Here is a 19,369-nt window from a genome sequence, read left to right on the forward strand (position 1 = left end):
AAGCCACGCAACATATTTTAATGGCTTCTTTTTACCTTTTCCCCTTTAATCTACGGCTTAAATAGCGCACAATATAATTCATTTTTAATCCGTGGGAACCTTTTACCAGGATTGTTGTATGAGGAATGACCTTTTCTAAAAGATATTTCTGCAATTGTTCCTTGGAGGTAAAATGCTTTACTCTATGGGTAGGAAAACCATTTTTGACGGCACTATCCCCAATCCTTCGGGCTGAGATTCCATAAGTAAAGAGATAATCAACTCTTTTGTTTGCCAAATAATGTCCAACTTCTTGATGTCCTTTTGAGGAATACTTTCCCATTTCTAACATGCTGCCTAAGACGGCAATATTTCTTCCAGTACCGATCTGAGATAAAACATCGATGGCGGCCTTCATCGCATGAGGATTAGCACTAAATGTATCGTCAATAATTTTTATCTTCTTTCTGTAGTGATACACAACCAGACGCTGTTTTGCTTTATGAAAAGTTCTTAATCCAGTTTTTATCTCGAAGGGTGAAAATCCGAGTAGATGGGCAACTGATATTGCGAACAAAGCATTGTAAATATTGTGCTGTCCATAAATCGGAATAAAAAAGTGATGATCTTCACCATCCAGTTTTACTTGAAAGGTCATGCCATGATCTGCATAACGTATATTCTTCGCAATATAATCTCCATTCATTATTCCTACCGTTAGGATTTTCCCTTTAAATCCATCTGTTTCAAGTAACTTTGATTGTTGGTCGTCTGCATTAAGAATCAATATTCCTCGGGAATTCATATGTTTAATCAATTCAGATTTTGCTCTGGCTATTCCTGTGATTTCTCCATTAAAGTTTCCAATATGTGCTGTTCCAACATTAGTGATGATTCCAATGTTGGGTTGGATGGAAAAGCAATGTTTTCTAATGTCTCCTAATCGTTTCATTCCGTATTCCAATACAATGGCTCGATGGGAAGAATTAATTTCTTTCACATACTTCGCTGTATGGGAAAAGTGATTTAAATTCCTTCTTGTTTTAAATATTTTCCATCTTTTGTTGAGAATAGAAGCAATGAATTCCTTCGTTGTTGTTTTTCCGGCACTTCCGGTAACGGCAATAATGGGTGTTCGTAAAATTTTAGCATATTTTCCCAACCACTTCTCTCCCTTCTAAAGAAGATGAATAGTACTTCCACTTTGTTTATTTTATGTTGATCATGGCATTTAGGTGTTAATCAACACGCGATAGTGAGGTTGATTAATTATAAACATTTGTTTATAATAGTAACAAAAGTTTATAAGTTGGGTGAGCTTATGAGTGATAAGGAAAGTCAAATTTTATCATTAATTAAAGAAAATCCGTTTATTTCACAGAAGGATCTGGCTAATAAGCTGGGAATTACCCGTTCAGCAGTAGCAGGTTATATTTCCAAATTAATGAAAGATGGAAAAATTTTAGGCCGTGCCTATGTATTACCAAAGGAAAAACACATTGTGTGTATTGGTGGGGCTAATATTGACCGCAAGATGGAGTCATTAAGTTCTATACAATTTCATACATCTAATCCGGTTCATTCCTCCCAATCCTGTGGAGGGGTTGCAAGAAATGTTGCTGAGAATCTTGGGAGACTAGGGTGCTCCACATCGTTAATTACGGTTGTAGGGAAAGATAGCGAGGGATCATGGTTACTGGATGAAACAAGGAAGCATCATGTCGATATAAGCCAATCCATCACTTTACCTGAACAAAGATCGGGGAATTACACTGCAGTTCTTGATCAAAACGGTGAGATGGTTATTGCTTTGGCTGATATGGAAATCTATGATGCTTTGACTTGGGAAATGATCATGGAGAGGTGGTCCCATATTGCTTCTTCACAAATCATTTTTCTTGATGCCAATCTTCCAATGAATGTCTTATCCAATATGATTCGGAGATGTAAAGAAGAAGGCCTCTTTCTGTGTGTTGATCCTGTATCCATCACAAAAGCGAAGAAACTACCTGATGAACTGGATGGAGTGAACATAATTTTTCCAAATAAAGATGAAGCGGAAATCATGTCAGGAATCAGCATTGAAAGTATTTATGATTGTAAACTGGCCTCCGAGATGATAAGGAAGAGAGGGGTTGAACAAGTCATTCTCACTCTTGGATCAAATGGGATTTATATTGAAGCCGATGGGATTAGTGAGCATGTGGCTGTCCCCAAAATTACTCCCGTGGATGTTACGGGAGCAGGAGACGCGTTAGTAGCGGGTGTCATATTTGGTATTGTTCAAGGGGAATCATTGATTTCGGCTTCACGATTAGGAATAACTGCAGCATCCCTTACGTTACAGACGAAAAACACCGTTTCTAATCTTAATTCGGGAATACTTTATTCCTACTTAAACCAATAGATGCGAGGAGGACAAAAATGAGGCTTGAACAATGGATTGAATATACCGAGGAAGTGAAGGAAGCAAAAAGGTTAGGGAAGCCAATTGTTGCACTGGAATCTACTATTATTTCACATGGTATGCCATACCCTCAAAATGTGAATACGGCTAGGGATGTCGAACAAATCATCAGAGATCACGGGGCTGTCCCGGCTACCATAGGAATTATCAATGGAAAAATTAAAATTGGGTTGACTCGAGATGAATTGGAGTTTTTTGCTGTTAGTCAGGAGATTGAAAAAGTTAGCCGAAGAGACCTTCCATACATCTTGACTATGAATAAAAATGGAGCGACGACGGTTGCTGCTACGATGATCTGCGCAAAAATGGCAGGAATAGATATTTTTGTAACAGGTGGAATCGGAGGCGTACACCTTGAAGGTGAGAATACATTGGATATATCTGCCGACTTGACTGAGTTGGCGCAAACCAACGTAGCGGTGGTTTGTGCCGGGGCAAAATCAATCTTGGATATCGAAAGAACATTGGAATATCTGGAAACCCGCGGAGTTCCAGTAATCGGATATAAAACCGATGATTTTCCAGCATTTTATACTAGGACAAGCGGATTTAAAGTGGATTACAGAATCGACACTCCTAATCAGATGGCAACCCTAATTAAGACAAAATGGGAATTGGGCTTACATGGTGGACTGGTTATCGCAAATCCGGTACCTGAAGAAGACGCTATGGAAGAATCTAAGGTTCAAGAGGCAATTGATACGGCTCTTGAACAGGCAAAGATAAAAGGAATAAAGGGCAAGAAAGTTACACCATTTTTATTGAATAAGGTGAAGGAATTAACAGGTGGAATTAGTCTTCAAACAAATATTGCCTTGGTTAAACACAACGCTGAAGCAGGTGCCAAAATAGCGGTAGCATTAAATAAGTTATCAGGCTAAAGCAACGAATTTTTGATATTTCCCTTCTGATCCATGACTCAGAAGGGTTTTTTGGCTAATAAGAAGTATAAATCTTTTATTTATACTTTCTTATGTCGCATAAGGGTAACTACGCCTTTTTCTTTGCCCATGGGCTCGCCAATCGGCGAGTTTTCTTTATTGACATCTAAAATTATCCTGTTAAATTGTTAATGGAGGGAAAGGAGGAAATTGTTTTTTATGGCTTGGATTGAACAATTTGGACATGGTGGAGATTTGTTTACGGCATCAGAAAAATTTTCTATTGACCCCGATCTATGGATTGATTTCAGTGCCAACATTAATCCTTTGGGTCCACCGCAGGAACTTTTCAGCAGAATTCAGGAGGATTGGAAATGGGTACAGCATTATCCGGATCCGGCCCACCGGAAGTTTACACGTATGTTGTCTGAAAAATTTAAGTTGCCTCAATCTTTCTTTTTAGTGGGAAATGGGGCTGCCGAATGTATGGCTCTAGCTATTCTTGGTTTGGAGCCAAAAACAGTAGGTGTCGTTTATCCGTGTTTTTCAGAATATGAGAAAATGGCAAAAAGCTTTGGAGTCCATGTTATAGGTTGTTTTTCTGACCGTGACACGTTAAGACCCGATTTTAATCAATTATTTAAATTGTTTACGAAATGTGACTTGGTGTTTATAGGAAACCCGAATAATCCAACTGGGGTAACCTATTCCGATGAAGAGTTGAAGCAGATGGCCAAATGGACGGATGAAACCGATACATATCTGGTAATGGATGAAGCTTTTATAGATTTTCTTTCTTCTTCTAAACAATTGGGACTCCTATCGATTTTAGAAATCTACCCCAAGGTGGTCATTATTCGTTCACTAACCAAATTTTATGCCATTCCCGGTTTAAGATTGGGGTTTGCCATTGCATCCCCTGATATGATCAAAAAAATGAAGAATAAACAAATAACCTGGAGTGTTAATCAGCTTGCTCTTGTGGCAGGTGCAGTATGTTTAAACCAAACAGAGTATGAAGAAGAAACCAGATTACTGATCAGGAAAGAAAGAAACTTTTTAATTGAATCGATTAGAAATGATTTAGGATGGCAGGTGTGGCCCAGTGAAGCCAATTTTCTTCTCGTTCGATTGCCTCTCGGATTCACTGCAACTGGTATACAGCAGCAGTTGGGAAGAAAGGGAATATTAATACGCAATTGCTCCATGTATCCTGGGCTGACCTCCCGTGACTTTCGCATTGCGGTCCGTTCACGGGGTGAAAATTGCAAACTATTAAATGCACTAAAAGCCGTGGGTGAGAAGAACGGAATAGTAAAACCTAATAATGGAGGAATGGAATGACATTGGCGTTCATGATTGCAGGGGCATATTTTATAGATATTATCATTGGGGATCCCAGAAATTTCCCCCATCCCGTTGTATATATTGGGAAATCGATTACCTTTTTGGAGAGGATGATCCGGAGAATTTTTAAAAGGGAGGTTTATCTCAAGTATGCGGGAATGCTTTTTCCTATAATTATTGCAGGTGGGAGCTATTTCATTGTATACCTGCTGCTGAAAGCTTTATCCATGGCTCATCCGATCTTATCATGGATTATGGAAATTTGGCTGATTTCAACAACAATCGCCGTTAAGGGACTGAAGGATGTAGGCTTGAAAATCTATGTTTGCCTTCTTAATAAAGATGTAATTGAAGCTCGAAGAACCTTGTCGATGGTGGTAGGTAGAGATACGGAATCATTGGATGAAAAAGAGATTTCCCGCGGTGCGGTGGAGACAGTAGCAGAAAATATGGTGGATGCCATTATTTCTCCTCTTTTTTATGCAATGATTGGGGGAGCACCGCTAGCCATGGCTTACCGGGCGGCTAATACTTTAGATTCTATGGTGGGATACAAAAATGAGCAATATCGAAATTTGGGATGGGCTTCTGCCCGTTTTGATGATGTCTTGAATTTTCTTCCAGCAAGGCTCACTTTTCTTTTGATCGTTTTGGCAAGTTGGATTAAAGGTTATAATTATTCCAATGCATGGAAGATTACTTTAAGGGATGCGAGAAAACATCCCAGTCCCAACAGTGGTTTTCCAGAGGCTGCCGTTGCCGGTGCTTTAGGAATTCAACTTGGCGGAACCAATTATTATCAAGGGATTGCATCCCATCGGGCAAAAATGGGGGATTTACTTCGCACCATTCAACCGGATGATATTGTAAAGTGTGTAAAGCTTATGATTTTGGTTTCGCTGATTTTTATCTTGGTAGTTGTTGTCTTCCTTCTACTTATTTGTAAATTATGAAGAGCAAAATTTACATATTTTCTATTGCAAAAAAATACACTTAAGAGTATTATTATACATTATACTTACATGAAAGGATCGTTGTTAATGCTTACATTTAGAAAGGCGAAAATGAGTGACGTTGAAACAATGCATGAGTTAATCAATCTTTATGCACAAAAAGGATTGATGCTGGCACGGTCCAGAAATTCATTTTATGAAGGATTAAGGGAATTTACCGTTGCTGATTATGATGGCCAAGTGGTGGGAGCAGGCGGTTTGCATTTACTTTGGAGTGATTTGGCCGAAATTAGAGCCTTGGCTATTCATCCTGATTACGCCGGACAAGGTATAGGACGTAAATTAGTCGAAACCCTGGTAAACGAGGCAAAAGAAATGGAACTGCCAAGGGTATTTGCTTTAACTTATCAGCCTGAGTTTTTTTCAAAATGCGGATTTACGGAAGTAGCCATGGATGTGCTGCCGCATAAGGTGTGGCGTGAGTGTATCAATTGCCCCAAGTTTCCCAAGTGTGATGAGCGTGCCTTTGTACTGGATCTTAATGATTAAAGATCCCTTCAATGCAGCGAACCTGTTTAGGGTTTACCGCCACTTACCCATAGATCATATGCGGGAGCATAAGTGGCGGCATCTTTATCGTAATTTTCCGAGTATTTGCTGCTATTCTATTTAACCGTTCAGAAGAAAATGTGTTTGCTCCGTTCACAATAAAATGGATAACTTTCAACCTGTATCTTTTTACAGATACAGGTTTTTTTCTGAAACCCTTCGGTCGTACGATATACTAAGTTTACTACTTGGAAGAAAGTGACTTGATAAAATATAATTTTGTTTCAGGTGTTTTAATCAGGAAATAAATGAAACTTTTATACATTTCCAACCGTCTAATAATAGTAGAGAATAAATAGAGACGGAACTAAAGTTCCACATCTATAGACATACCAAATTCGGGAGGATTTTTGATGAAACAGTGGATCCCTATAGCTGTTATCCTAATATTCATCCTATCTTTTTCACCAGTTGAAGCTGAAGGACTTGTAGATATTAAGGTGGAGATAGGACTTCATGGAAAAATCAAGCAATCCAGATGGGCGCCAATTCATGTGACGATTACCAACCAGGGAGATGAAGTTTCAGGAGACCTGGTTGTTAAGGCTGCCCCTGATGAGCAGTGGTATGGTACTTACACATTTCCAATGAGTTTATCTAAAGGGGGAGTGAAGGAAATCAGTTTATCCCTGCCGGTTGGTTATAACCCCTTTAACCCTAAAAACCTGGAGGTTTCCTTTTATGAAGGAGGATATAAAAAGGGAAAACCTGTGGAATTAGCCAACAAGATACGAATTGTCAGTGATTTCGTTCAACCGGAAGAGCTTTTAATTGGAGCATTAACGAAAGATCCGGATGGGTTAAAATTCTTTTTAACCGTATCAAATCCCATTTCCGGAAGTGCAAGACCGGAAATGGTTTTTCTAAGTGAAAAGGATATACCTGATCATTATCAGAATTTGGATTCATTAGATATTCTGGTTGTTGACCGATTCCCGGCGGATACTTTAACTTCAGTTCAAATGAATGCCATTAAAGAATGGATTCGCTCAGGTGGAGTTATGATTCTTTCTGGAGGTGGATCCTATCGGGAAACAGTCCTGCCTTTTTCAGATATTTCTCCAGTGATCCCTAGAGGAACCAGAGAGAGCAAAGAATTATCATCCTTAAGTTCTTATGCGGAAGAGGAAATCAATTCTCCCCAACCAGTTACGCTGTCTGTCGGTGATCTTGCAGAAGGAAAGGTAATCGTTTCGTTTGAAGAGATCCCCGGGATTACGATTCGTTCATATGGACAGGGTCAAGTCATCTATACGGCCTATGATCTAACGGCGGAACCCTTTTCTTCATGGAAGGGAAATAGCAAATTGTGGAGCAATGTTTTCAAGGAGATAGGTCCGGAATTTTTCTATAAAAAACTGAACTACAGTCGGCTGTTTGATCGGATGTATTCCCTTATGAACGGAGTTGAAAGATTCCCTGATTTAAAGGTTCCATCTGTCAGTCTGCTCATGATTTCCTTTGTCATCTATATTTTGCTTATCACCTTCGGTCTTTATTTGATATTAAAACGATTTGATAAAAGAGAATGGATGTGGGTGATTATTCCATCTGCCGGAGTCCTTTTTTCCTTGATTATTTTTGTAACTGGTGCCTCTGAACGATTGGGCGGTGTACTAAAACATACCCTGGCGGTTGTGGAACTGGATGGAATGGGAAATGGAAAAGGGCGCGCCGCTTCTGCCATTTTTGTCCCCAGAGGAGGGGATTACCGTCTGACTTCTTCGGAACAGATGATTCCCATCAGCAGCAGGTTTATGCAAAATCCGATGGAAAAAGCAAGCTCTATCCTGATCTCCCAAACCCAAAATAAGAGTCAGGTTGAATTCCTAGATGTGGATTACTGGTCAGTACAAAAGGTGTATGCTGATCTCATGCCGGAATCCTATGGTCGGATTGACAGTGATCTTCGCTTGAGCGAGGGAAGGCTGACCGGGATAGTGACCAATGAGACTTCCTTCGATATGAACGATGCCAGAATTCTTGTCGGGCGTAAGTATGTGGAACTTGGGTCGATGAAAAAAGGGGAAAACAAGAAAGTAGATGTTCAAATTGGACTTCAGGGGATTGGCAATCTGTCTCCTGACATGGATCTGGTTTATCAAATGTATAGTCAATATTACAACAGTCCTTACCAGCCCAATGCCAATTATGATTCCCGCAAGGGTTCCCTGTTGGAACAGGTATTAAGAACTAATGATCGAGTAGCCTATGCGACACCGGTAAAGCCTGGAACATTCACGACAAGCCCGAAAGAGAAATTTAACCTGCCAATGATCATTGGTTGGGTGGATCAACCTGTCTTTCAGTATGAAGTAAACGAAAAGGTAAAATCGGATAATCATTTATCTCTTATCTACCAAAACCTGAATGTTTCTATTCAGAATGGAAATACCTTCGCTATTCCCCATGGATATGTCAATCCATCAGTCAATCAATTGACCACTGATTATCAGCCGGAAGGGTTACAAAGGGTATATATGGGTGTGGGAACAGCAGAATTGGAGTTTATGCTGCCAGTCCCTGAAAAGGGAAAAGTGGACCAAATGGAATTGCGTTTGGATAATCCCCCGTTTGTATCATATGACTTGTACAACTGGGGAAAGAACCAATGGGAGAGGATATTTGGCCCAACTGCTAAGTTGGATGATCCACCTTCTTATATCAAGGGAAATCGGGTAAGGATTCGTTTAACGACCACCAGAGACGGTGGGTTTGAAAAGCCTACCATCCAGGTAAAGGGAGTGATTGAGAAATGATTAAAACAGAGGGGTTAACAAAAAAGTATGGAAATTTCACTGCCCTTGACCAATTAAATCTGCAAATCGATAGAGGGGTGGTTTACGGTTTTGTCGGACCAAACGGTGCAGGCAAATCGACGACGATGTCCATTTTGGCCACTCTTTTGGCTCCTACCTCTGGTCGAGCCATGGTTTCCGGATATGACGTGACAACCCATCCCAAACAGGTGAGAAGACATATCGGATACATGCCGGATTTTTTTGGGGTGTATGATCAGTTCAAGGTGTCGGAGTATCTTTATTTTTTTGGGGCCAGTTATGGAATTTCAAGAATAGAGATGAACCAGATGATTCCCCAGCTATTGGAATTGGTAAATCTGTCCCAGAAATCCGATGCTTATGTGGATACCTTGTCCCGGGGAATGAAGCAGAGGCTTTGCCTAGCCAGATGCCTAGTTCATGACCCGGATGTTCTCATTTTGGATGAACCTGCTTCCGGACTGGATCCAAGGGCACGGATTGAGATGAGGAAAATATTAAAGGAGCTTCGCTCCATGGGAAAAACCATCCTGATTAGCTCCCATATTTTACCCGAGTTATCCGAACTTTGTGATCAAATTGGCGTAATTGAAGATGGAAGACTGGTTGCCAGCGGAAAAGTTTCCGAAATTGAGAAACTAAAAGGCAGCCGTTTGCTGCAGATTCGCATCCTTCAACATCTTGAAGCAACCGTCCGGTTCTTTGAAAATCAACCCCTTGTTTCTTCTGTTACTGTAGATGATCAGGATTCTTGCAAAATATTGATTTCATACGAAGGGACGGATGAACAGCAAGCATCCATGCTTTCATTGGCGATTGCACAGAATTTGCCGATTGTCTCATTTTCTGAAGTAAGAACGAATTTAGAAGATATTTTTCTTGAAATTACAAAGGAGGATAGTTCCTCGTGAAATGGGCAAAAATCTGGATTAATCCCGTTCTTGACAAGGAAATTCGGTTGCGTATGCGTTCATTGAAATCTACCCTGGCTATTCTGTTTTATCTCCTGGCCATTGGGTCAGTCGCCTTTGCGTTTATGTATTTAACGATGGATAGGTTCCAAGGAACCTTTAACCCCAATAACAGTAAAGAGTTTTTTATCGTTTTGTCCATCATGCAGATGATTCTGATAGCCTTTGTAACCCCTGGATTAACGGCAGGCGCGATCAGTGGAGAACGGGAGAGGCAGACATTGAACATCTTGCTGACCACCCAACAGTCTTCCACTTCTATCATTTTAAGCAAGCTGTTTTCATCATTGGCCTTTTTGTCGCTGATGATTGTTGCGACTCTGCCCCTCTATAGCATTGTATTTTTATATGGCGGAGTTTCTCCAGGGCAATTGGTGGCCACTTTTGGCATATTTTTGTTTACCATGCTGATCTTGGGAACCTTGGGAATATTCTTTTCAACGTTATTCAAAAAAACCATGGTATCCACGATTGTCACTTATGGGACGGTTCTTTTTATCTTTGCCGGAACATTTTTTCTGGCTATTTTTCTCACTGAATTCTTTAAGGTACCTGGTTCCAGCCAGCAGGCCAACATGATTGCTTTATTTCTCATGGGAGCTAATCCCGGGGCAGCTCTGGTCAGTATATTTGAACCAGATTTTGCTAGGGGAATCGTCAATCGGCAGGTGGATTTTCAACTCTGGCACATATTTTTGGGCTATTACGCCTTGATGATCAGTGCCTTGCTCTTCTTCAGCATTCGAAAGTTGAGACCCAATATGAAACCTTTTCGTATCAAGAAAACTTAATTTAGTGGAGTCGTAAAAGTGAAGATCAAGGTAAAAGGAGTATGATTATGCTACGTCAGAAAGGGTGGAGTGACAAGAGGGAATTGATCTATTTGCTAAAACCCATGAAAAGAAGACTTTGGTTAGAACAGCTCTTTAGAGGGATGCTTTATGCCTCTATTCCGGGTTTTGTTCTGTCATTGCTTTTTGCTGTTATTTCCCGTTTTTATCCCATTATATTTATGAAACAAATCTATCTAGCCATCTGGATGGGGGATTTAAGGAAAAACCGTGGCAGTTAGAATCTATTATGATAGAGGGTAAAACTGTTCAGATTACGATTCAGACCAATGACCTGTTGACCGGGGTAAAGGCCATTATCGATACTCCTGAACTGGTAAAGAAAGAGGTGGAATTGCTTCCGGTGGTGGAGGCAGGTGGGGAAGGGTATTGACCGAACCAGGGGATGTCTTTGATCGTGAAAGCCTGGAAAAGATTAAGGGCTATGAAGATCTTTCCCTGTTTCTTTTACTTTTAGCGTTGCTGCTCTTTCCCCTGGATGTCGCCTTAAGACGGTTCTCCCTTTCGACTCATTGGATAAGAGGGAATAAAAATATAAAAGCAAACCCACTGCCGTCGAAACTGACAGAAGAGAGAATGTCTCGGTTATTGCATGCAAATAACCGAAGGAAAAATAATAGTAAGAATTAAAGTTGCTGTATATATAACAAATCCAGTCTGTGAAGAAGGGTAGATTATGATTGAACATAATGAAATGTTTTTTAGAGACGCGTGGAGAATAATTGATCGTGTGAATCATAACACAAGTGATCTGCCAATACATTCTTTTGCCGTGGATGACACGCTGTGCACATTTGTGGGAAAAAATCTTTCTTCTCCGGTTATTCACATTTGGTCACATGACAACACAGTGGTACTGGGAATTCGAGATGCTCGGCTACCAAGAGTTTATAAAGGAATCAAGTTTTTGCAAGATGCCGGGTACGAAACGATTGTTCGCAATTCTGGAGGAGCCGCTGTTGTATTAGATAAGAATGTATTAAATCTATCTGTTATTTTGCCAGTCAAAGATCCTTTTTCAAATATTAAATACGGTTATGTATTTATGTATCAATTGATTAAGGAAATATTAGAGCCCCTAGGGAAAAGAATTGATGCAGGAGAGATCAAGGGTTCATACTGCCCTGGACGATATGACCTTGGTATTAATGGAATTAAATTTGCCGGTATCGCTCAAAGGCGCCGCCGAGAAGGGGTAGCAGTACAAGCCTTTCTATTGGTATCAGGAAGCGGAATAGAGAGGGCGGAACTTATCAAAAAATATTATGAACTGGCAGGAGAAAGTCACCTTAGCGAAAATCAAATGTCTAATGTGCTTCAAATTGATAGCCATACCATGGGCTCTATAGCTGATTTAACCAATCAGCCTGTAACAGTTTTAGATTTAAAAAATCGGGTGAATGCAATTTTAAAAAAGAACTCTGTTCATTTGACTCTGGATACAGGATTAAAAAAGGATGAGTTAGACGAATACAAAAAAAACTTGCAACTGATGTACGAGAGAAATGAAATACTTAAAGAAAAGGATCAGCCGCATTTATCAGCAGCAGATCCATATCAAGACTAGAGAAAATTAAGTTTTTTATCCGATGACTTTAGATGTGGAATAAAAGATTCGTCGTCCTCTATTCGAGTTCGTCAAGGGAACTGATTCAGGTCCGCTTCAAATCTAAAGAACGGAGCCCTCAAAAACATCTGAGTATCTCAAAGGTGGAGTCAGTTTGAAGGTTAATTCCCGTGCTTTAGCCCCAACGCTAAAGCACGAACTCGAAGGCTGTCCGTTAGTGGCTGAACTGTTTCTTTCTTTTTTTTCCGCCTTGCCGTTGAGAATTTTTTTCTTTTTGTCTGAATGGCCTAAAGTTATTTTTTGACTTTCTGATTCTTAATGGCTCTACTTCAGTTAGGGTGATTGGATCAGTGTTTGGTTGTTTTGTTAACATTTTTAGCGCTGAGGCTAATAGAGTGACTGAGTCATTTTCTTTCAGCAGTTTTTCCGCCAGAGCCTTATATCTGTCAATATTGCCATCTTGTTCTATAAATTGCTCTAATCTTTCCACCGTTAGTCGCTGTTTTCCTTCAATAGCATCATGTAAAGTGGGGACTGGCTTGCGTATTATTTTTCTTTTGGTAAGATGTTCAATGCTTTTGAGATGGTCCATTTCCCGAGGTGTAACCAACGTCGTAGCCAGTCCTGTTTTTCCTGCCCTGCCAGTACGTCCTATCCGATGGATGTAACTCTCGGGGTCCTGCGGAATATCGAAATTATACACATGAGTGACGTCGCTGATATCTAATCCTCTGGCAGCCACATCAGTCGCTACAAGAATATCAATGATTCCTTCCTTAAATTGTCTTAGAACGATTTCTCGTCTGGCCTGGGTAAGATCTCCGTGGAGCCCTTCCGCCAAATAGCCACGCTTGTTAAGTGCTTCTGAAAGTTCATCTACTCTTCGTTTTGTCCTTCCGAAAACAATGGCCAGGTTTGGAGATTGAATATCTATTAGTCGGCAAAGGACATCAAACTTTTGTTTTTCAGGGACTTCAATATAATGTTGTTCAATGGCGGGCAGTGAAACATCTTTTGCCTTAATTTTGATTTGTTTTGGGTTTTTCATAAATTGCTCAGCCAGTTTAGCAATTTGTTCAGGCATCGTTGCGGAGAAAAGGAGAGTTTGTCGATGATCAGGAATTTCCTGAAGGATGGCTTTGATGTCATCTATAAAACCCATATTCATCATTTCATCCGCTTCATCCAAAACGACCATTTTTATCTGGGTAAGACGAATGGTATTTCTTCTCATATGATCCATTATTCTACCAGGAGTCCCGACAATGACAGATGGCTTCTTTTTTAACGATTTAATTTGTCTGTTAATATCTTGCCCTCCATAGATGGGTAGTGTACGCACCCCTCTAAACTCCCCGATCTTGTTTAATTCCTCTGCAACTTGAATGGCTAATTCCCTTGTAGGAGTAATAATTAGTCCCTGAATATGTCCTGACTCAACTTCCATTTTTTCTATTAATGGAATGCCAAATGCAGCAGTCTTTCCCGTTCCGGTCTGTGCTTGACCAATTAAATCTTCTCCTTTTAAAGCGATGGGAATCGTTTGACCTTGTATCGGTGTTGCTTCCTCAAATCCCATGTTGTTGATGGCTCGAATGACAGAATGACTTAATCCGAACTCATAAAATGTTGTCATATTCAAAACTCCTTTAAAAATTACTTACTAATATCTTTTTCCTCAATTTATAAAATTATAATGTTAAGGTATCGATGATGGATAAGATCATAAAAAAAGCACTTTCCGTCATATCGGAAAATGCTTTTTCACATTCTCTGATGATTACTTAAAATCGAACAACATTTGCGGCTTGAGGTCCGCGATTTCCGTCTACAACATCAAACTTTACTTGTTGACCTTCTTCAAGGGTTTTAAAACCCTCTCCTTGTATCGCAGTAAAGTGGACAAAAACATCTCCACCATCTTCCTTTTCAATAAAACCATATCCTTTTTCTGAGTTAAACCATTTTACTTTTCCAATCATTGTATTGGGCCTCCTTAAAAATTATTTTTTGCAAAAAAAGCGGAATACCTATAACAACTTTCGTCCATACCTGTCAAACAAGAGGCCGCAAGATCGTTTAGTTCTTCACATCTTTTTATACTGCTTTACAAGCATATCACAGTTGAAAAAGAAATGCAAATGAATTTAATCGTACTCTAACAGATTTGTTCATTTGCTATTTATCACTAGCTTTGAGAAAATGAAGATTAATGATAAAACAGTGTTGGAGATGATCTTCATGCACTATGTCTATATTTTAAAATGTAAGGATTCAACCCTTTATACCGGATACACCACAAAATTGGCGGAACGAATCCATAAACATAATAAGGGAGAAGGAGCAAAATACACAAGAGGACGTACTCCTGTTAGTTTGGTCCATTTCGAAGTGTTCTTCTCCAAAGAAGAGGCAATGAGACGGGAATATGAAATAAAACAATGGTCCAAGAAGAGGAAAGAAGCATTAATTCAGAAAACATTAAACATACAGTATAATCCGCAAGATCTTTCCTTTCAGAGAAAACTATAGTATATTTTTAGAGTTAAAAATATGGAGAGATAGGAGTACAACTCATGTTTATAAAGAGAGACGATATTAGAAACATTGCGATCATTGCCCATGTTGATCACGGAAAAACCACCCTGGTGGATAAATTGTTGATTCAATCCGGCATTTTCCGTCAAAATGAACAGGTCCGAGAGAGAGCACTCGATTCCAATGATCTGGAGCGTGAACGGGGAATCACGATACTGGCGAAAACAACAGCCATCCAGTATCAAGGGTATAAGATTAATATTTTAGATACCCCTGGCCATGCTGACTTCGGCGGCGAGGTGGAACGGATTATGAAAATGGTGGATGGTGTGTTGCTTATTGTTGATGCCTTTGAAGGTTGTATGCCTCAAACCCGATTTGTACTGAAAAAAGCTCTGGAACAACATCTGACTCCGATTTTGGTCATCAATAAAATGGATAGGGAAAATGCCAGACCAGCTCAGGTGGTTGATGAAGTATATGATCTTTTTATTGATCTTGATGCAACTGAGGAACAGCTGGATTTTCCGGTTATTTATGCTTCTGCAGTAAATGGTGCTGCAAGCAGGGACCCAGAGGATTTGGGGACGAATATGCAGCCCCTTTATGAGGCAATTATTCAAACCATTCCAGCCCCGGAAGTGGAGACAGAGGCTCCTCTGCAAATGCAGGTAACGATGCTTGATTATAATGATTATCTGGGACGGATTGGCATTGGACGGATTCATCGCGGTAGGATTAAAAAAGGGCAGACAGTGGCTCAAATCAAAAGAGACGGGTCAATTAAACAAGTAAGAATTGTCAAACTTTTTGGCTTTGAAGGGTTAAAACGTATTGAAATTGAAGAAGCATCTGCAGGAGACATAATTGCCGTCCCAGGCCTGGAAGATATCCATGTTGGTGAAACTGTGACTGATTTGGAACATCCGGAGCCATTGCCATTGCTAAATATTGATGAACCCACATTAAAGATGACTTTCTTGATTAACAATAGTCCATTTGCCGGCAGAGAGGGAAAATATGTCACATCCCGAAAGTTAAGGGAAAGGCTTATGGCTGAATTGGAAACAGATGTAAGCCTGCGGGTAGAGGAAACAGAAACGGGTGATTCATTTATCGTTTCCGGCCGTGGTGAACTTCATCTTTCCATCCTCATTGAAACGATGCGTCGGGAAGGGTTTGAACTACAGGTGTCCAAACCGGAAGTGATTGTAAAAGAAGTGGAGGGGATCAAGTGTGAACCGTTTGAGTATTTGGTCATTGATGTTCCTGAAGAATATACAGGTGTCGTGATGGAGTCCCTTGGAGAAAGGAAAGCGGAAATGACCAATATGATCAGCAATGGATTCGGGATGACCCGCTTGGAGTATATAATTCCATCCAGAGGACTGATTGGTTACCGGACTGAATTTCTGACTCAAACCAGAGGATATGGGGTCATGAATCACTCATTTGATGGTTATCAGCCGATAACTTCCGGGCAAATTGGAGGAAGACGGGCTGGAGTCCTGGTTTCCATGGAAAATGGGGTTGCAACCACATATGGGTTAATGTCCGTTGAAGATAGAGGAACGATGTTTCTCCACCCTGGAGCAGATGTTTATGAAGGAATGATTGTCGGCGAGCACAATCGGGAAAATGATATTGTGGTAAACATTTGCAAGGAAAAGCATGCAACCAACGTTCGCTCCGCCACAAAGGAAGAAACAACAAAATTGAAAATTCCTCGCATATTGTCTCTGGAAGAGGCCCTTGAGTATATCAACGAAGATGAATATGTGGAAGTGACACCGAAATCCGTTCGGCTTCGCAAAAAATATTTGAATAAGAGTGAACGGGAACGTTATGAGAAGCAACGAAAAGCTTTGATATGAACATATATTTTCATATCAATATGTGACCCGAAGGGTCATGGGCCTTTTGTATGAGAAAATGTAACTTGATGGGAGAGAAAATGTATGGATTATAAAGCTGTGGAGGATCATTTGAATCGAAAAATTTACATTCCCTTTCCACCGAGGAAAATTGTTTCTTTATGTCCGTCTATTACCGAAACATTGTTTGAGCTAAATATTTCCAATGAAATGGTTGGAAGAACGAGATATTGCAAACATCCTTCCGATCAAGTAAAAGAAGTAACCATTGTTGGTGGAACGAAGGAGGTCAAGTTTTCGGTTATCGAAAATTTAAAGCCTGATCTGATCATTGCTGAGAAGGAGGAAAACCCAAAGGAGATTGTAGAAAAATTATCTAGAAAATTTCCCGTATATGTGACAAATGTTGAAAGCTACGATGATGCAATAAAAATGATCAAGGATCTCGGTTCTATAACCGACAGGGAAAAACAAGCCCAGCAGATGATAGAAGCCATATATCATGAGTTTTTGAATTTAGACAAGTTGAACCAAGCCAATAAAATAAAGGCGGCTTATGTGATTTGGCAAAAACCCTATATGGTCGCCGGAAATCATACATTTATCCACTCCATGCTGGAGCAATGCGGTTTGTATAATGTATTTCGGGATTACCCGGTGAGGTATCCTGAAGTGTCACTGGAAGATTTTAAAAAACTTTCTCCAGACCTCATTTTTCTCTCTTCTGAACCATACCCTTTTAAAGAATCTCATAAAGCAAGCTTAGAAAAAATATTTCCTGATACTAAGGTTTTCCTGGTAGATGGAGAAATATTTAGCTGGTATGGTGCTCGCATGATAAAAGCTCCAAAATACCTAAACCAACTGCTGGAGGAAATTACAATTTAATAAGACTTTTGTCATCAAATAAGGATAAACTGGAATGGATAAAACAATAACATTAAAAAAATCTGAGTATCCTATGGCCGAAACAGAACAACTATCGATAATAGAGATGCTGAAACCCAAAATGGGATAGTGATGAGTTATGCAATGTGGATTGAAGTTTATTGATTTTTAAAAAATTCTTCATAGAGGGCAATCACCGCTTTATCGGCATCATTAGCCTTTATACCAAACATAATACTAACTTCGGAAGAGCCTTGATTAATCATTTCAAGATTTACATTTACATTGGCAAGAGCCTTGGCAGCCCTTGCAGTAATACCAACAGAACGTCTCATTCCTTCTCCTACGATCATAACCAGGGCTAAATCATGTTGGATATAAATGTCATCCACTTTTAATTCCGCTTGAATCCGTTCTACGATTCTCTTTTCTGTTTCTTTATCAAATTCTCTTAAGACAACAGAAATATTATCGATTCCTGATGGGGTATGTTCATAAGATAAACCTTCATCTTCCAATATTTGAAGAAGTTTGCGCCCAAAACCAACTTCTCGGTTCATCAGATATTTACTTATATTAATACTGCAAAAACCAACATCGCAAGCGATTCCAGAAACAGGTTGATCAGTTGTCTCCCGTTCAGCTACGATCAAGGTACCCGGTGCGTTGGGATTATTTGTATTTTTGATACAAACAGGGATTTTTGCTTGAAATGCGGGGACCAAAGCTTCATCGTGGAATACAGAAAAGCCGGCATAGGATAACTCTCTCATTTCCGTATATGTTAATTTTTTAATTTCTTTTGGATTCTCCACTATATTTGGATTAACAGAAAAAACGGAGTCTACATCAGTAAAGTTTTCATATAAATCAGCTTTAACTGCTGCAGCCAAAATGGAACCAGTGATATCAGAACCCCCACGGGGGAAAGTGACAAGATCCCCATCGATGGTATATCCGAAGAATCCGGGAAAAATTAATATGCCTGAATAGTTTTTAAGCTTTTTAAGCCTCTCATAGCTTTCCGGTAGAACCTGTCCGTTGCTGTATTCATTACTCACCAGCAAGCCAGCCTCTCGAGGGTTGATATAATGAGCTTCATAACCCATTGTCCGGAGGTACTCGGCTACCAGTTTTGCACAGTTGTCTTCTCCACTCGCTTTTAATGAATCCATAAATTTCTTTTGATTCGTTGTATCCTGAGCAAGACGTTTTTTAAGGTCCTCTTCAATGACATATACTATATGTTCAGGTAATTCCAAACCTTCTGCAATTTCGCGGTATCGCACCACAACATCATTTAACTCTTCCTTTACTTGGCCATCCTTTAGAAATTTACTGGCCAATGCAATTAAAAGATCCGTTACTTTAATATCCTCTTTAAATCTCTTACCTGGTGCAGAAACTACTATGATCTTTCGTTCTGGATCTCCTGTAATAATATGACATACCTTGCGAATCTGATGTGCAGAGGCAAGGGAGGTCCCTCCAAATTTTGCTACTTTCATTCTGTTTTCCCCCACTCACTAGAAGCTCTCTGATTTAAAAAGCCTGATCTTATTAACCAAAAAACCTTTACCTTATATCCTATCTGTTCTATTAAACAGTTGCAAGTCATATTTTATCAATTGGAAAAAGTAAGTATTGTGATGTTAAAATAATTT

19 protein-coding genes are annotated in these 19,369 nt (G+C 39.8%); 15 read left to right on the forward strand and 4 right to left on the reverse strand.

Annotated features, from left to right (window positions below; genetic code table 11):
* Nucleotides 1-31: 31 nt before the first annotated feature.
* Entirely contained in the window at nucleotides 32-1,141 is a 1,110-nt protein-coding gene (locus L1765_RS03675) for a UDP-N-acetylmuramoyl-tripeptide--D-alanyl-D-alanine ligase (protein WP_236405143.1), read from the reverse strand.
* A 159-nt stretch (nucleotides 1,142-1,300) separates the two neighbouring features.
* Here L1765_RS03675 and L1765_RS03680 point away from each other — a divergent pair, with 159 nt between their 5' ends.
* The 12 genes from L1765_RS03680 (at nucleotide 1,301) to L1765_RS03735 (ending at nucleotide 12,405) form a co-directional block, all read left to right on the forward strand.
* Complete coding sequence (locus L1765_RS03680) at nucleotides 1,301-2,386, forward strand: carbohydrate kinase (RefSeq protein ID WP_236405158.1); 1,086 nt, start codon at nucleotides 1,301-1,303, stop codon at nucleotides 2,384-2,386.
* A 17-nt stretch (nucleotides 2,387-2,403) separates the two neighbouring features.
* A complete protein-coding gene (locus L1765_RS03685; RefSeq protein WP_236405160.1) occupies nucleotides 2,404-3,327 on the forward strand; it encodes a pseudouridine-5'-phosphate glycosidase in 924 nt (307 codons plus the stop codon).
* Nucleotides 3,328-3,546: 219 nt separating this feature from the next.
* The gene (gene cobD / locus L1765_RS03690; RefSeq protein WP_236405178.1) at nucleotides 3,547-4,671 is read left to right on the forward strand and encodes a threonine-phosphate decarboxylase CobD; all 1,125 of its coding nucleotides are present in this window, start codon (nucleotides 3,547-3,549) and stop codon (nucleotides 4,669-4,671) included.
* Nucleotides 4,668-5,627, forward strand: coding sequence for an adenosylcobinamide-phosphate synthase CbiB (gene cbiB / locus L1765_RS03695; RefSeq protein WP_236405189.1), 960 nt, complete (start codon nucleotides 4,668-4,670; stop codon nucleotides 5,625-5,627). Before cobD ends, cbiB begins: the two co-directional genes overlap by 4 nt.
* 69 nt (nucleotides 5,628-5,696) lie before the next feature.
* On the forward strand, nucleotides 5,697-6,176 hold the full coding sequence (locus L1765_RS03700) for an N-acetyltransferase (RefSeq protein ID WP_236405197.1): 480 nt from the start codon (nucleotides 5,697-5,699) through the stop codon (nucleotides 6,174-6,176).
* A gap of 413 nt (nucleotides 6,177-6,589) precedes the next feature.
* A complete protein-coding gene (locus tag L1765_RS03705) occupies nucleotides 6,590-8,995 on the forward strand; it encodes a DUF7408 domain-containing protein (RefSeq protein WP_236405199.1) in 2,406 nt (801 codons plus the stop codon).
* Nucleotides 8,992-9,927, forward strand: a complete 936-nt coding sequence (locus L1765_RS03710; RefSeq protein WP_236405201.1) for an ABC transporter ATP-binding protein — start codon at nucleotides 8,992-8,994, stop codon at nucleotides 9,925-9,927. Before L1765_RS03705 ends, L1765_RS03710 begins: the two co-directional genes overlap by 4 nt.
* Nucleotides 9,924-10,778: an ABC transporter permease gene (locus tag L1765_RS03715; RefSeq protein WP_236405222.1), complete on the forward strand. Its 855-nt coding sequence runs from the start codon at nucleotides 9,924-9,926 to the stop codon at nucleotides 10,776-10,778. Before L1765_RS03710 ends, L1765_RS03715 begins: the two co-directional genes overlap by 4 nt.
* 47 nt (nucleotides 10,779-10,825) lie before the next feature.
* Nucleotides 10,826-11,059 (forward strand): hypothetical protein, encoded by a 234-nt coding sequence (locus L1765_RS03720; RefSeq protein WP_236405224.1) that lies wholly within the window; start codon nucleotides 10,826-10,828, stop codon nucleotides 11,057-11,059.
* A gap of 8 nt (nucleotides 11,060-11,067) precedes the next feature.
* Nucleotides 11,068-11,211, forward strand: coding sequence for a hypothetical protein (locus L1765_RS03725; protein ID WP_236405225.1), 144 nt, complete (start codon nucleotides 11,068-11,070; stop codon nucleotides 11,209-11,211).
* The gene (locus L1765_RS03730) at nucleotides 11,208-11,468 is read left to right on the forward strand and encodes a hypothetical protein (protein ID WP_236405226.1); all 261 of its coding nucleotides are present in this window, start codon (nucleotides 11,208-11,210) and stop codon (nucleotides 11,466-11,468) included. The genes L1765_RS03725 and L1765_RS03730 overlap by 4 nt, the downstream gene beginning before the upstream one ends.
* Before the next feature lie 46 nt (nucleotides 11,469-11,514).
* Nucleotides 11,515-12,405 (forward strand): lipoate--protein ligase family protein, encoded by an 891-nt coding sequence (locus L1765_RS03735; protein WP_236405227.1) that lies wholly within the window; start codon nucleotides 11,515-11,517, stop codon nucleotides 12,403-12,405.
* Between the two features lie 214 nt (nucleotides 12,406-12,619).
* Here L1765_RS03735 and L1765_RS03740 read toward each other — a convergent pair whose 3' ends face one another.
* Both L1765_RS03740 and L1765_RS03745 read right to left on the reverse strand, forming a co-directional pair.
* Nucleotides 12,620-14,041 (reverse strand): DEAD/DEAH box helicase, encoded by a 1,422-nt coding sequence (locus tag L1765_RS03740; RefSeq protein WP_236405229.1) that lies wholly within the window; start codon nucleotides 14,039-14,041, stop codon nucleotides 12,620-12,622.
* A gap of 148 nt (nucleotides 14,042-14,189) precedes the next feature.
* Complete coding sequence (locus L1765_RS03745; RefSeq protein WP_236405231.1) at nucleotides 14,190-14,387, reverse strand: cold shock domain-containing protein; 198 nt, start codon at nucleotides 14,385-14,387, stop codon at nucleotides 14,190-14,192.
* A 259-nt stretch (nucleotides 14,388-14,646) separates the two neighbouring features.
* Between L1765_RS03745 and L1765_RS03750 the strand changes: the two genes are divergently transcribed.
* The 3 genes from L1765_RS03750 (at nucleotide 14,647) to L1765_RS03760 (ending at nucleotide 17,705) form a co-directional block, all read left to right on the forward strand.
* Nucleotides 14,647-14,937, forward strand: coding sequence for a GIY-YIG nuclease family protein (locus L1765_RS03750; RefSeq protein ID WP_407942193.1), 291 nt, complete (start codon nucleotides 14,647-14,649; stop codon nucleotides 14,935-14,937).
* 50 nt (nucleotides 14,938-14,987) lie between these two features.
* A complete protein-coding gene (gene typA, locus L1765_RS03755; protein WP_236405393.1) occupies nucleotides 14,988-16,817 on the forward strand; it encodes a translational GTPase TypA in 1,830 nt (609 codons plus the stop codon).
* Nucleotides 16,818-16,901: 84 nt separating this feature from the next.
* A complete protein-coding gene (locus L1765_RS03760; RefSeq protein WP_236405233.1) occupies nucleotides 16,902-17,705 on the forward strand; it encodes an ABC transporter substrate-binding protein in 804 nt (267 codons plus the stop codon).
* A 158-nt stretch (nucleotides 17,706-17,863) separates the two neighbouring features.
* On the opposite strand, the gene L1765_RS03765 is transcribed toward L1765_RS03760, so the two are convergent.
* Nucleotides 17,864-19,213 carry an aspartate kinase gene (locus L1765_RS03765; RefSeq protein WP_236405235.1) on the reverse strand — a complete coding sequence of 450 codons (1,350 nt, stop codon included), beginning with the start codon at nucleotides 19,211-19,213 and terminating at the stop codon, nucleotides 17,864-17,866.
* Nucleotides 19,214-19,369 lie beyond the last annotated feature (156 nt).

It is taken from the genome of Microaerobacter geothermalis (genome assembly GCF_021608135.1).
Classification (GTDB): Bacteria; Bacillota; Bacilli; order DSM-22679; family DSM-22679; genus Microaerobacter; species Microaerobacter geothermalis.

Coding starts and splice junctions, on each gene's coding strand:
- cbiB (WP_236405189.1), top strand. CDS start 4,668: ATGACATTGGCGTTCATGATTGCAGGGGCATATTTTATAGATATTATC.
- L1765_RS03705 (WP_236405199.1), top strand. CDS start 6,590: ATGAAACAGTGGATCCCTATAGCTGTTATCCTAATATTCATCCTATCT.
- L1765_RS03735 (WP_236405227.1), top strand. CDS start 11,515: ATGATTGAACATAATGAAATGTTTTTTAGAGACGCGTGGAGAATAATT.
- L1765_RS03760 (WP_236405233.1), top strand. CDS start 16,902: ATGGATTATAAAGCTGTGGAGGATCATTTGAATCGAAAAATTTACATT.
- L1765_RS03765 (WP_236405235.1), bottom strand. CDS start 19,213: ATGAAAGTAGCAAAATTTGGAGGGACCTCCCTTGCCTCTGCACATCAG.
- L1765_RS03710 (WP_236405201.1), top strand. CDS start 8,992: ATGATTAAAACAGAGGGGTTAACAAAAAAGTATGGAAATTTCACTGCC.
- L1765_RS03685 (WP_236405160.1), top strand. CDS start 2,404: ATGAGGCTTGAACAATGGATTGAATATACCGAGGAAGTGAAGGAAGCA.
- L1765_RS03745 (WP_236405231.1), bottom strand. CDS start 14,387: ATGATTGGAAAAGTAAAATGGTTTAACTCAGAAAAAGGATATGGTTTT.
- L1765_RS03680 (WP_236405158.1), top strand. CDS start 1,301: ATGAGTGATAAGGAAAGTCAAATTTTATCATTAATTAAAGAAAATCCG.
- L1765_RS03740 (WP_236405229.1), bottom strand. CDS start 14,041: ATGACAACATTTTATGAGTTCGGATTAAGTCATTCTGTCATTCGAGCC.
- L1765_RS03700 (WP_236405197.1), top strand. CDS start 5,697: ATGAAAGGATCGTTGTTAATGCTTACATTTAGAAAGGCGAAAATGAGT.
- cobD (WP_236405178.1), top strand. CDS start 3,547: ATGGCTTGGATTGAACAATTTGGACATGGTGGAGATTTGTTTACGGCA.
- L1765_RS03725 (WP_236405225.1), top strand. CDS start 11,068: ATGATAGAGGGTAAAACTGTTCAGATTACGATTCAGACCAATGACCTG.
- L1765_RS03750 (WP_407942193.1), top strand. CDS start 14,647: ATGCACTATGTCTATATTTTAAAATGTAAGGATTCAACCCTTTATACC.
- L1765_RS03720 (WP_236405224.1), top strand. CDS start 10,826: ATGCTACGTCAGAAAGGGTGGAGTGACAAGAGGGAATTGATCTATTTG.